Source organism: Streptomyces sp. NPDC044704 (genome assembly GCF_056433525.1).
Genome location: NZ_JBWKGY010000018.1, coordinates 1,368 through 13,927 on the forward strand (window position 1 = coordinate 1,368; position 12,560 = coordinate 13,927).

Below are 12,560 nucleotides of genomic sequence, written 5' to 3' on the forward strand. Positions count from 1 at the left end.
CCGTCCGTCGTACCCGCGTCGTGATGACGACCGTGGTGGTTTCCGTGGCGGTCGTGACGACCGTGGTGGCGACCGCCCCTCCTACCCGCGTCGCGACGACCGTGGCGGGGACCGTCCGTCCTACCCGCGTCGTGACGACCGGGGCGGCGACCGTGGTGGGTTCCGTGGCGGCCGCGATGACCGCGGTGGCGACCGTGGTGGCTACCGCGGGCGTGACGACCGTGGCGGCGACCGCGACTACCGCGCCGACCGCGACCGGGACCCGGTCAAGCGGCTCCCGATCGACGACGACGTCACCGGTCACGAGATCGACGCCGACGTGCGTCAGGAGCTCCTGAGCCTGCCCAAGGGCCTGGCCGAGGAGGTCTCGCGCAACCTGGTCATGGTGGCCCGGCTGATCGACGAGGACCCGGAGCAGGCGTACGCGTACGCCCGCATCGCCCTGCGTCTGGCTTCCCGCGTCGCCGCCGTCCGCGAGGCCGCCGGCTTCGCCGCGTACGCGACGCAGAAGTACAGCGAGGCGCTCGCCGAGTTCCGTGCCGCGAAGCGGATGACCGGTTCCGTCGAGCTGTGGCCCGTCATGGCCGACTGCGAGCGCGGCCTCGGCCGCCCGGAGCGGGCGCTGGCCATGGCCGGCGAGCCCGAGGTGCAGAAGCTGGACAAGGCCGGTCAGGTCGAGATGCGTCTCGTCGCCGCCGGTGCCCGCCGCGACATGGGCGAGCTCGACGCCGCCATCGTCACCCTGCAGAGCCCGGAGCTGGCCTCCAGCTCCGTGCAGCCGTGGACCGCGCGCCTGCGGTACGCCTACGCCGACGCCCTGCTGGCGGCCGGCCGTGAGGACGAGGCGCGGGAGTGGTTCGCCAAGACCCTCGAGGCCGACAAGGACGGCGCCACCGACGCCTCCGACCGGCTCGCCGAGATCGACGGCGTCGAGTTCGTGGACGCGGCGACCCTGGAGGACGAAGCGGACGACGACGCGGACGCCCGCTTCGACGACGAGGACGACGAAGACGACGAAGACGACGACCAGGACGAAGCCGAAGTCGCCGCCGCCGAGCGCGCGGGCGACCAGGCCGAGTACTACGACGAGGACGACGACGAGTACGAGCCCGCCGAGGACTCCGACGTCGACGTCACCGACGAGATCGTGGTCATCGAGGACGACGAGGTCGAGGACGACGAGCGCGACAAGGCCTGAGTGGTCTGACTGACGGCGAAAGGGCGGTACCCCACCAGGGGTACCGCCCTTTCGTGCGTTCGGGGTCCGGTCAGTCGAGGCTGCGCAGGACCAGTCCGGTCGCCGGCTTCGGGCCGAACGACGTGGACTTGCGGGGCATGGTGACGCCCTGCCGGGCCAGGTCCCGCACCACGTCCTCGCGCACGGGGTGCAGCAGGACCGCCGTACCGCCGTGGCGCTCGGCCATGGCCACGGTCGCCGGGGCGTCGTGGATGTACGCGATGTGCTCCGGGGCGTCCGGCACCTGCCACAGGGCGTCGAGCAGGGAGGCGTGCAGCACGGTCGCGTCGAGCCGGCGCCAGGCCTCGGGGCGGTCGCGGCGGACGGTCCGGGCGATGAGGGCCGGATCGGGGTCCGTGACCAGGTGGAAGGTGCCGTCGCCGGTGAGCAGGAAGGCGTTGCCGCGTTCCGAGGCGTCCGCGAGCACTTCCAGAGCGAGCGGCAGGGGGCCCTCGACCGGGCGGACGCGGAAGTTGCCCTCCAGCGCGGCCAGCGCGTCCGCGAGGGGGAGCCGGCGCAGCATCCGGTGGATCGCCCGGACCTGGAGCGGGTAGCGGGCCGTGTCGACGAGGAGGACCAGGCCGAAGTCCCAGGGGGTGGGGGAGCCGTGCTCCTCCTGGAGGCGCAGGTACGTCGCCCAGCGGTGGTGGCCGTCGGCGATGAGGGCCTGGCGGTGGCCCAGGTCGTCGGCCACGGCGGCCAGCTCGGCCGGGTCGGTTACGGCCCACAGCCGGTGCAGGAAACCGTCCTCGGTGACGGTCGACAGCAGGGGGGTGCGGGCCGCCGCCGCCTCCACGACGCCGGCCGCTCCGGCGCCCGGGCCGTCGCCCCGGTAGGTGAGCAGGAGCGGTTCGAGATTGGCCGAAGTGGCGCGCATCAGGCCGGCGCGATCGGTGACCACGTCCGGCATCACGTCCTCGTGCGGCAGGACGATGCCGGCGTCCGCGGTGGACAGGGCAAGGGCGCCGACGATGCCGCGTTGCAGGAGAGCGCCCTTGCGCTGCTCGTACACGTAGAGCGCGGGCTCCGGGTCGGCGCTGAGGACGCCCTCGGCCAGCCAGTCGCGGAGGGTGCGGGCGGCCTGCTCGTTGCGGGCGGCCGGGGTCCCGGCCTGCGGGAGGATCAGCCGGACGATGTTGTGCGGGTCGGCGGATTCGAGGTAGTCGACTCCGTCGGGTCGTACGACCACGTCGTACGGCGGCGAGGTGACGGCGGCCAGGCTGCCGACGCGTTCCGGGACGTAGCGCAGTCCGTGGAAGGGGATCAGGCGCAGCCCGTGCTCCGCGTTGCCAGGTGTGGTCATTGGTGCATGGTAAGACGCGTCTCGCGATGCGGGATGATCGGGGGAGCAATGGGGCAGAACAAACTCGGACAAGATCGATCATGTGAGGAGCGGACCGGATGACCCGGCAGAGCAGGACCAGTCCCGCGGGCAGTGAGCGGAGTCTGCACCAGGCGTACGACACGGCCCTGCTGGACCTCGACGGGGTGGTGTACGCCGGAGGGCTCGCCATCGCGCACGCGGTGGACTCCCTCGCGACGGCCCGGGCGGAGGGGATGCACCTCGCCTACGTCACGAACAACGCGCTGCGGACGCCGGACGCGGTCGCGGAGCACCTGGGCGAGCTGGGCATCCCCACGGACGCCGCCGAGGTGATCACCTCGGCGCAGGCGGTGGCGCGGCTGATCGCGGAGCAGGTCGAGCCGGGCTCGAAGGTGCTGGTGATCGGCGGCGAGGGGCTGCGGGTCGCGCTGCGGGAGCGCGGGCTGGTGCCGGTGGACTCCGCCGAGGAGGAGGGGCTCGCGGCGGTCGTCCAGGGGTACGGGGGGCCCGACCTGGCCTGGGGGCGGTTCGCGGAGGCCTCGTACGCCGTCAACCGCGGGGTGCCCTGGTACGCGTCGAACACCGACCTGACGATTCCGGGGGCGCGCGGCATCGCGCCGGGCAACGGGGCCGCCGTGGAGGTCGTACGGATCGCGACGGGCGCGGAGCCCCAGGTCGCCGGGAAGCCGCTGCCCCCGATGCACCGGGAGACCGTGCTGCGGACCGGGGCGAAGCGGCCGCTGGTGGTCGGGGACCGGCTGGACACCGACATCGAGGGTGCCTTCAACGGGGACGTCGACTCGCTGCTGGTGCTGACCGGGGTGACGGACGGGGCGCAGCTGCTGCGGGCCGAGCCGAAGCACCGGCCGACCTACGTGGACCGCGACCTGCGGGGGCTGCTGACGGGGCAGCCGGAGGTGACCGGGCAGGGCGGTGCGTGGCGGTGCGGCGGGTGGAGCGCCGTGGACATGGGCACGTTCCTGGACGTGTCGAAGGTCCTCGACATCAGCGGCGGCTCGCCGGTCGAGGGGGACGCGGAACCGCTCGACGGGCTGCGGGCCCTGTGCGCGGCGGCCTGGTCGGCGGCCGGAGACGGGGCGTACGCGCACGACGTGGAGAAGGCCCTGGCCAAGCTGGGCCTGTAGCCCCGGCCTTTGGGCCGTTCGGAGGAATGTCGGGCAGGCGAGGTAGGTTAGCCTAACCTTCGTGTTGGTTGACAGTCCCCCCGAATCCGAACAGGGCGCCGCCGTGCCGGTGCCCGCCGCCCGCCCGCGGCACGCGGTGCGCGCCGCCGGTCTGCTGGTCGCGGTCCTCGCGCTGGCGCTGGTCGTGGTGGCGAGCATCGCCGTCGGCGCCAAGGCGATGTCCCTCGACGACGTCTGGCACGGCCTCTTCGCGTACGCCGGAACCCCGAACGACGTGGTGGTGCGGGACCTGCGGGTCCCGCGCACCCTCCTCGGGGTGCTCGTCGGACTCGCACTGGGCCTGTCCGGGGCGGTGATGCAGGCACTGACCCGCAACCCGCTGGCCGAGCCCGGCATCCTGGGCGTGAACGCGGGCGCCGCGGCCGCAGTCGTCTCGGCGATCAGCTTCTTCGGCGCCGCCTCGCTGACCGAGTTCGTGTGGTGGGCCTTCCTCGGAGCCGGGACCGTCTCGGTCGTCGTGTACGTGCTCGGCGGCAGCCGCAGCGCGACGCCGGTGCGCCTCGCGCTCGCCGGTACGGCGGCCAGCGCGGCGCTCGTCGGCTACATCAACGCCGTGCAGCTGACGGACACCAAGGCGCTGGACAAGCTGCGCTTCTGGGCGGTCGGTTCGCTGTCCTCCGCGAACATGGACACCGTCACGCAGGTGGCGCCGTTCCTGCTGGCCGGCGCGGTCCTCGCACTGCTGCTGGGCCGGCCGCTCAACGCGATGGCGATGGGCGACGACACGGCGAGGGCGCTCGGCGCCCACCTGACGCGGACCCGGATCGCCGCCATGGCCGCCATCACCCTGCTGTGCGGGGCGGCGACCGCGGCCTGCGGGCCGATCGTCTTCGTCGGGCTGATGATCCCGCACCTGGTGCGGGTCATCACCGGGCCGGACATGCGCTGGGTGCTCGCGTACTCGGCGGTGCTGTCGCCGGTGCTGCTGCTGGGCGCCGACGTGGTCGGACGGGTCGTCACCCGGCCCGCCGAGCTCCAGGTCGGCATCGTCACGGCGCTGATCGGCGGCCCGGTCTTCATCTACCTGGTTCGGCGCAAGAGGATGGCCCAGCTGTGACCGCGAACGGCATCGAGAGCGCCGCCCCCGCCCCCGCCGCCACGGCCACCGGCCCGAAGGCACGGCTGCGCGCGCTGCGCGGACCCGGGCGGACCTCGCTGCGGATGGAGCCGCGTGCGCTGGTGACCGGCCTGGTGCTGGCCGTCGCGACGGCGGTGCTGGCCGTCGTGCTCATCGGCACCGGCGACTTCGAGATCGCGCCCTGGGACGTCGTACGGACCCTGCTGGGCGACGGCAGTCCCGCCCACGACTTCATCGTCAACGACCTGCGGCTGCCGCGGGTCCTGGTCGCGCTGCTGGTCGGGGCGGCCCTCGGGATGGCCGGGGCGGTCTTCCAGTCCGTGTCCCGCAACCCGCTGGGCTCGCCCGACCTGCTGGGCTTCGCGCACGGCTCGGCCGTGGGCGCGCTCACCGTCATCGTCTTCTTCGGGGGCGGTGCCACGGAGGTGGCGGCGGGCGCGCTGGCGGGAGGTCTGCTGTCCGGTGCGGCCGTCTACCTGCTGGCCTACAAGCAGGGCATCCAGGGGTACCGGCTGGTGCTCGTCGGCATCGGGGCCTCGGCCGTCCTCGTCGCCGTGATCCAGTACCTGATGACCAAGGCCCACGTCGTCGAGGCGACCCGGGCGATGGTCTGGCTGACCGGCTCGCTGGCCGGCCGGGACTGGGCGCAGGTGTGGCCACTGCTGGCGACCTGCGCGGTGCTGTTCCCGCTGGTCCTCGGGCAGAGCCGGGCGCTGCGCATGATCGAGATGGGGGACGACGCCGCGTACGCGCTGGGCGTGCGGGTAGAGCGGACCCGGATGCTGCTGATGCTGGCGGCGATCGTGCTGACCACCGCGGCGGCCGCCGCGGCCGGCCCGATCAGCTTCGTCGCGCTGGCCGCGCCCCAGCTGGCCCGGCGCCTGAGCCGCTCGACCGGCTCGAACCTGCTCACGGGAGCGCTGATGGGCGCGGTGCTGCTGCTGGCCTCGGACCTGGCCTCGCAGCGGGCCTTCGGCGCCGACCAGTTGCCGGTGGGCGTGGTGACCGGGCTCGTCGGCGGCCTCTACCTGCTGTGGCTGCTCGTCACCGAGCGCAAGGCGGGACGCATATGAGGGCGCGGGCCGACGGCCGCGCCCCGCAGAACACGTCCGGGTACGAGCCCGGCCCTACGAGGAGTACGCACGTGCAGCGGCTGACCGCGGAGAACGTCACGCTCGGCTACGACCAGCGGGTCATCGCCGAGAACCTGTCGGTGGAGATCCCCGACCGCTCCTTCACGGTGATCGTGGGCCCCAACGCCTGCGGGAAGTCGACGCTGCTGCGGGCCCTGTCGCGGATGCTGAAGCCGTCCGCCGGGCGGGTGCTGCTGGACGGTCAGTCGATCGCGTCGATGCCGGCGAAGAAGGTGGCCCGGACGCTGGGCCTGCTCCCGCAGTCCTCGATCGCCCCGGACGGCATCACCGTCGCCGACCTGGTCTCGCGCGGCCGGTACCCGCACCAGGGGCTGCTGCGCCAGTGGTCGCCCGAGGACGAGCGGATCGTCGACGAGTCGATGGCCGCCACCGGGGTCGCCGAACTCGCCGACCGGGCCGTGGACGAGCTGTCGGGCGGCCAGCGCCAGCGCGTGTGGATCGCCATGGCGCTGGCCCAGCAGACCCCGCTGCTGCTCCTCGACGAGCCGACGACCTACCTGGACATCCAGCACCAGCTGGACGTCCTCGACCTGTGCGCGGAGCTCCACGAGGAGCAGGGGCGGACCCTGGTGGCCGTGCTCCACGACCTCAACCACGCGGCCCGCTACGCGACCCACCTGATCGCGCTGCGCGGTGGCGTGGTCGTCGCCGAGGGCCCGCCGGCCGAGGTGGTCACGGCCGCACTGGTGGAGGAGGTCTTCGGGGTCCGCTGCCAGATCATCGAGGATCCGCAGACGGGGACGCCGCTGGTGGTGCCGGCGGGGCGGTCGGCCCGTACGCGGGCGACCGCCGGGGCGCTGTAGGGACGGTCGCTGTAGGGACGGTCGCTGTAGGGGCGGTTCAGAGGAGGGACTTCAGGCGGAGCAGGTCGCGGAACCCCGCCTCCAGCCGGACCCGGCCGGAGGCCCAGGCCTTGGCGAACTTCAGCTCGCCGGCGACCAGCGCGAGCAGGTCGTCCCCGGTCATCGCCAGCCTGATCTCGGCCTTCGCGCGGGGCGGGCCCGCCTCGACGGAGTCCACCCGGATCCGGCCGCCGTCGAGGCGGCCGGCGAAGGTCCGGTCGAGGTCGGTGATGTGGCAGCTCAGGGAGCGGTCCAGGGCGGCCGCGCCGCGCACGTCCCCCTCGGCCTTCGCCAGGTTGCCGGAAAGTCGGTCGAGTGCTTCGCGGCACTCCTCGATCGTAGCCATGGTGATCACGACCGTACCGCAGAGCCGTGCGCGGCCGTCGCCCCGCTTCGGGGTAGCGTCGGTCCATGACCGACGAAGAACCCGCGAGCGCCCCGGACGTCCCCGAGGGCCCGGAAGCCCCGGGGGCACCGGCCGGCGCGGAGCACGCCGGACCGGCGGGGCCCGCCCCGCTGGGCGTCGTGCGCACCCCCACCGGACACCCCGCCGTGGACGCCCACCTGGAGCGGCTGGCGGACGCGGACCGGCTGGCGGCGGACGGACACGTCGAGGTGTACGAGGATGTGCACAGGGGACTGCGCGAGGCGCTGACCGCGCTGGACGCACCGATCGTCCCCGGACCGAACGAAAACAGGAGCTGAACCGATCGTGGCAGGAGTGGCACGCCGCCGCCTGGACGCCGAACTGGTACGCCGCAGCATGGCCCGCTCGCGGGAGCACGCGGCCCAGCTGATCGCCGCCGGCCGGGTGACCGTGGGCGGTACCACCGCGACCAAACCGGCCACCCAGGTCGAGACCAGTGCGGCCCTCGTCGTACTCAAGGACGACAGCGACCCCGACTACGTCTCCCGCGGCGGCCACAAGCTGGCCGGCGCCCTCGCCGCGTTCACGCCGCAGGGGCTGCTGGTCGAGGGCCGGCGGGCGCTGGACGCGGGGGCCTCGACCGGCGGCTTCACGGACGTGCTGTTGCGCGCGGGCGTGGACCACGTCGTCGCCGTCGACGTCGGCTACGGGCAGCTCGCCTGGTCCTTGCAGAGCGACGACCGGGTCACCGTGAAGGACCGCACCAACGTCCGTGAGCTGACGGTCGAGCTGATCGACGGGATCCCGGTGGACCTCGTCGTCGGAGACCTGTCGTTCATCTCGATCGGACTGGTGCTGCCCGCGCTCGTCCGGTGCACGGCGCCCGGCGCGGACCTCGTGCTGATGGTGAAGCCGCAGTTCGAGGTGGGCAAGGAGCGCCTCGGCAGCGGCGGCGTGGTGCGCAGCGCCGAGCTGCGGGCGGAAGCCGTGCGCGAGGTCGCGGCGCAGGCCTGGAAGCTGGGACTGGGCGTGCTCGGGGTGACGGCGAGCCCGCTGCCCGGGCCGTCGGGGAACGTCGAGTACTTTTTGTGGCTGCGGGCGGGGGCACCGGCACTCGACCCGGGGGATGTGGACCGTGCAGTGGCGGAGGGGCCTCAGTGACAGATTCGTCGGCGTCGGCAGCTTCGGGAGTTTCACCGGACCCGGCGGATCCGGGAGGGACGCGTACGGTCTTCCTGGTCGCGCACACGGGGCGGCCGGCGGCCATCCGCAGTGCCGAACTGGTCGTCCAGGGCCTGCTCAAGTCCGGGCTGGGGGTCCGCGTCCTGGAGCACGAGGCGGCGGACCTGCCGCTGCCCCCCGAGGTGGAGCTCGTCGCGGAGTGCACGCCGACGGTGCTCGAAGGGTGTGAGCTGCTGATCGTCCTCGGCGGCGACGGGACCCTGCTGCGCGGGGCGGAGTTCGCGCGCGGCTCGGGCGTCCCGATGCTCGGCGTCAACCTGGGCCGGGTCGGCTTCCTCGCCGAGGCCGAGCGCGACGACCTCGACCGGGTCGTGGACCGGGTCGTCACCCGGGAGTACGAGGTCGAGGAGCGGATGACCCTCGACGTCCTCGTACGGACGAACGGTGACGTGGTCCACCGGGACTGGGCGCTGAACGAGGCCGCCGTCCAGAAGGTGTCCCCGGAGCGGATGCTGGAAGTGGTCCTGGAGATCGACGGACGCCCGGTGACCGGCTTCGGCTGCGACGGGATCGTGTGCGCGACGCCGACGGGCTCCACCGCGTACGCCTTCTCGGCCGGCGGGCCGGTGGTCTGGCCGGAGGTCGAGGCGCTGCTGATGGTGCCCATCAGCGCGCACGCGCTGTTCGCGAAGCCGCTGGTGACCTCGCCGGACTCGGTGCTGGCGGTCGAGGTGCAGACCGGGACCCCGCACGGCGTGCTGTGGTGCGACGGGCGGCGGATGCTGGAACTGCCCTCCGGGGCCCGCGTGGAGGTCCGCCGGGGCACGGTGCCGGTACGGCTCGCCCGGCTGCACCACGCGTCCTTCACGGACCGGCTCGTCGCGAAGTTCGCGCTGCCGGTGTCGGGGTGGCGCGGTGCACCCCATTAGTACGTATTCGCACACGCGTTCGGAACGCTCCGGGCGGGTGCTGTCCCATGGCACCGGTGAAACCTCGGTATCGTCGTCCCGTGCTTGAGGAGATGCGGATACGGTCGCTCGGGGTCATCGACGACGCGGTGGTCGAGCTGTCGCCCGGATTCACCGCGGTGACCGGCGAGACCGGCGCGGGCAAGACGATGGTCGTCACCAGCCTCGGGCTGCTGCTCGGCGGCCGCGCCGACCCGGCCCTGGTGCGGATCGGGGCCAAGGCGGCGGTGGTCGAAGGGCGCATCGTGCTGCGCCCGGACGCGCCCGCCGCCCTGCGCGCCGAGGAGGCAGGGGCGGAGCTCGACGACGGCACGCTGCTGATCAGCCGGACCGTGTCCGCCGAGGGGCGTTCGCGCGCCCACGTCGGCGGCCGCTCCGTGCCCGTCGGCCTGCTCGGCGAGCTCGCGGACGAGCTGGTCGCCGTCCACGGCCAGACCGATCAGCAGGGCCTGCTGCGGCCCGCCCGGCAGCGCCAGGCCCTCGACCGGTACGCCGGGAACGCGGTCGCCGTCCCCCTGGAGAAGTACGCCGGCGCCTACCGCAGGCTGCGGGCCGTCGCCGTCGAGCTGGAGACCCTCACCACCCGGGCCCGGGAGCGGGCCCAGGAGGCGGACCTGCTGCGCTTCGGGCTGGACGAGGTCGCCGCCGTCGAGCCGCTGCCCGGCGAGGACGCCGAGCTCGCCGCCGAGGCCGAGCGGCTCGGGCACGCCGAATCGCTCGCGTCGGCCGCGCAGGCCGCCCACGCGGCCCTCGCGGGCAACCCGGAGGACCCGGAGGGCATCGACGCCAACACGCTCGTCGCGGGCGCGCACCGGGCCCTGGAATCCGTACGCTCCCACGACCCGGCCCTCGGCGCGCTCGCGGAGCGGATCGGGGAGCTCGGCATCCTGCTGGCCGACGTGGCCGGCGAACTGGCCGGGTACGCCGACGACCTCGACGCCGATCCGCTGCGGCTGGCCGCGGTGGAGGAGCGGCGGGCGGCGCTGACCCAGCTGACCCGCAAGTACGGCGATTCGATCGACTCCGTACTGGAATGGGCCCAGCAGGGCTCCGCCCGGCTGCTGGAGCTGGACGGCGACGACGAGCGGATCGCGGAGCTGACCGCCGAACGGGACGCGCTGCGCGACGAACTGTCGCTGCTGGCCCAGGCGTTGACGGACGCGCGCGGCGAGGCGGCCGAACGGTTCGCCTCCGCCGTCACCGCCGAGCTGGCCTCCCTGGCCATGCCGCACGCCCGGGTGACGATCGACATCCGGCAGACCGAGGACGCCGAGGGCGTCGAGGTCGGCGGCCGCACGGTCGCGTACGGGCCCTCCGGCGCGGACGAGGTCGAACTGCTGCTGGCCCCGCACCCGGGAGCCCAGCCCCGGCCGATCGCCAAGGGCGCCTCGGGCGGTGAGCTGTCGCGGGTCATGCTCGCGGTGGAGGTCGTGTTCGCCGGGTCCGACCCGGTGCCCACCTACCTCTTCGACGAGGTCGACGCGGGCGTCGGCGGCAAGGCGGCCGTCGAGGTCGGACGGCGGCTCGCGAAGCTCGCGAAGTCCGCGCAGGTCGTCGTCGTCACCCACCTCCCGCAGGTGGCGGCCTTCGCCGACCGGCAGCTGCTGGTGGAGAAGACCGTCGACGGGTCCGTGACGCGCTCGGGCGTGACCGTCCTGGAGGGCGAGGACCGGATCCGGGAACTGTCCCGGATGCTCGCCGGCCAGGAGGACTCGCAGACCGCCCGCGCCCACGCCGAGGAACTGCTCGCGGCGGCGCGGGCCGACGCCTGAGCGGACCGGCGGGGGTCCGGAGCCCGCAGGCCGCCGGGCGGCCGGCGGCCGAGGAACCGGAGGGGGCTCGGGACGGACGCCGTCCCGGGCCCCCGGCGTGTCCGGGGCCGGGCCCGGGCCGGGTTCGGAACCGTTGATTCCGGGGGCTCCGGGATGACACCGGGATAGCCCGTGTGGGTGAGGCTGGAAGACGTCGCGCGGTATCTCGTACGGGATCCGCACCCGTATGGTCCCGGAACGCGCGTGCGGACTGGCATCCTGGGCGACGTCTCTGACTCCTCCCCCTGGAGCTTCGGCCCGTGAGCAGCTCCCCGGTTTCGCTCCCCGCCCCCGCACAGCCGTACGGGCGGCCGCCGCTGCGTACCGTCCAGGTCCTCGGCGGTGCGGGCGCGGGCAGCAGTGCCCACGTACGGTCCCTGACGACCGGTCTGGCCGCGCGCGGTGTACGGGTGACCGTGTGCGCCCCCGTCACCGCCGAGGGCGAGTACGACTTCACCGGCGCGGGCGCCGAGTTCACCCCGGACGCCGGGAGCGCCCTACGGGCCGCCTGCGCCGGAGCCGACCTGGTCCACGCGCACGGCGTACGGGCCGGCATGCGGGCCGCGCTCGCACTGCGCGGCGGCGGGCGGCGGGTGCCGCTGGTGGTGACCTGGCACGGGGGCGCCCCCGAAACGGCGGGCGTCTTCGGGCGGCTGGGCCGGCTGCTGGAGCGGCGCGTGGCGCGGGCCGCGGCCGTGGTGCTCGGCGCCTCCTCGGACCAGGTGGACCTGGCCCGGCTGCGCGGGGCGCGCGACGCCCGGCTCGCGGCCGTGGCCGTACCCGCACCCGCGGCCGCCGGACCGGAACCGGTGGCCGACGCCGACAAGACCCGGGCGGAACTGGGCGTCGTCGAGCGGCCGTTGGTCATCGCGGTCGGGAGCCTGGTGGCACGCCGCGGGTACTCCGTCCTGCTGGACGCGGCGCGCTCCTGGCGGGCGCTGGACCCGGTGCCGCTGCTCGTGATCGCGGGGGAGGGGCCGCTGCGGGCCGAACTGTCCCGGCGGATCGAGGAGGAGGGCCTCCCGGTACGGCTGCTCGGGCGGCGCCGGGACGCGGACCGGCTGCTGGCCGCCGCGGACGTCGCGGTCCTGCCGAGCCGCTGGGAAGGACGCTCCCTGCTCGCCCAGGAGGCGCTGCGGGCCGGGGTGGCCCTCGTGGCCACCGAGGTCGGCGGAGTGCCCGAGCTGGTCGGGAACGCGGCCGTGCTCGTCCCGTACGGGAATCCCGGCGCGCTCGCGGGCGCCGTGGCCGCGCTGCTGGGAGATCCCGGCCGGCGGGCCGAACTCGCGGAGGCCGGGCGGGCCCAGGCCGCGACGTGGCCGTCCGAGGACGACACCGTCGCCCAGGTCCTGTCGGTGTACGACGAACTGATGGAGCGCCGGCGCTGAACCC

12 protein-coding genes and 1 pseudogene are annotated in these 12,560 nt (G+C 74.3%); 10 read left to right on the plus strand and 3 right to left on the minus strand.

The features are described 5' to 3' along the window. Positions 1-304: pseudogene (locus tag AC07B0_RS31520) on the minus strand (hypothetical protein); the annotation flags it as partial. Between the two features lie 15 nt (positions 305-319). Between AC07B0_RS31520 and AC07B0_RS31525 the strand changes: the two are divergent. Then, positions 320-1,198 (plus strand): tetratricopeptide repeat protein, encoded by an 879-nt coding sequence (locus AC07B0_RS31525; protein ID WP_467294720.1) that lies wholly within the window; start codon positions 320-322, stop codon positions 1,196-1,198. 70 nt (positions 1,199-1,268) lie between these two features. Here the strand turns inward: AC07B0_RS31525 and AC07B0_RS31530 are convergent, their stop codons facing one another. Continuing rightward, positions 1,269-2,540, minus strand: coding sequence for a DUF1015 domain-containing protein (locus tag AC07B0_RS31530; protein WP_356874675.1), 1,272 nt, complete (start codon positions 2,538-2,540; stop codon positions 1,269-1,271). Positions 2,541-2,638: 98 nt separating this feature from the next. On the opposite strand from AC07B0_RS31530, the gene AC07B0_RS31535 reads away from it, so the two are divergent. The 4 genes from AC07B0_RS31535 (at position 2,639) to AC07B0_RS31550 (ending at position 6,801) form a co-directional block, all read left to right on the plus strand. Then, the gene (locus AC07B0_RS31535; protein WP_356874677.1) at positions 2,639-3,706 is read left to right on the plus strand and encodes an HAD-IIA family hydrolase; all 1,068 of its coding nucleotides are present in this window, start codon (positions 2,639-2,641) and stop codon (positions 3,704-3,706) included. Between the two features lie 61 nt (positions 3,707-3,767). Further along, entirely contained in the window at positions 3,768-4,823 is a 1,056-nt protein-coding gene (locus AC07B0_RS31540; RefSeq protein ID WP_478899445.1) for a FecCD family ABC transporter permease, read from the plus strand. 104 nt (positions 4,824-4,927) lie between these two features. Continuing rightward, a complete protein-coding gene (locus AC07B0_RS31545) occupies positions 4,928-5,917 on the plus strand; it encodes a FecCD family ABC transporter permease (RefSeq protein WP_356874911.1) in 990 nt (329 codons plus the stop codon). Continuing rightward, positions 5,914-6,801 (plus strand): ABC transporter ATP-binding protein, encoded by an 888-nt coding sequence (locus AC07B0_RS31550; RefSeq protein ID WP_356874681.1) that lies wholly within the window; start codon positions 5,914-5,916, stop codon positions 6,799-6,801. Before AC07B0_RS31545 ends, AC07B0_RS31550 begins: the two co-directional genes overlap by 4 nt. Before the next feature lie 37 nt (positions 6,802-6,838). Here AC07B0_RS31550 and AC07B0_RS31555 read toward each other — a convergent pair whose 3' ends face one another. Then, positions 6,839-7,186, minus strand: a complete 348-nt coding sequence (locus AC07B0_RS31555) for an SCP2 sterol-binding domain-containing protein (RefSeq protein WP_467294712.1) — start codon at positions 7,184-7,186, stop codon at positions 6,839-6,841. Between the two features lie 65 nt (positions 7,187-7,251). Here AC07B0_RS31555 and AC07B0_RS31560 point away from each other — a divergent pair, with 65 nt between their 5' ends. From AC07B0_RS31560 to AC07B0_RS31580, 5 genes are all read left to right on the plus strand, one after another. After that, complete coding sequence (locus tag AC07B0_RS31560; RefSeq protein WP_478899447.1) at positions 7,252-7,545, plus strand: hypothetical protein; 294 nt, start codon at positions 7,252-7,254, stop codon at positions 7,543-7,545. A gap of 7 nt (positions 7,546-7,552) precedes the next feature. Continuing rightward, positions 7,553-8,368, plus strand: a complete 816-nt coding sequence (locus AC07B0_RS31565; protein WP_467294710.1) for a TlyA family RNA methyltransferase — start codon at positions 7,553-7,555, stop codon at positions 8,366-8,368. Next, entirely contained in the window at positions 8,365-9,318 is a 954-nt protein-coding gene (locus tag AC07B0_RS31570; RefSeq protein WP_356874689.1) for an NAD kinase, read from the plus strand. The genes AC07B0_RS31565 and AC07B0_RS31570 overlap by 4 nt, the downstream gene beginning before the upstream one ends. Before the next feature lie 92 nt (positions 9,319-9,410). Beyond that, positions 9,411-11,129 carry a DNA repair protein RecN gene (gene recN, locus AC07B0_RS31575; protein ID WP_356874913.1) on the plus strand — a complete coding sequence of 573 codons (1,719 nt, stop codon included), beginning with the start codon at positions 9,411-9,413 and terminating at the stop codon, positions 11,127-11,129. A 299-nt stretch (positions 11,130-11,428) separates the two neighbouring features. Then, positions 11,429-12,556 carry a glycosyltransferase family 4 protein gene (locus AC07B0_RS31580; protein ID WP_356874691.1) on the plus strand — a complete coding sequence of 376 codons (1,128 nt, stop codon included), beginning with the start codon at positions 11,429-11,431 and terminating at the stop codon, positions 12,554-12,556. Positions 12,557-12,560: the final 4 nt, after the last annotated feature.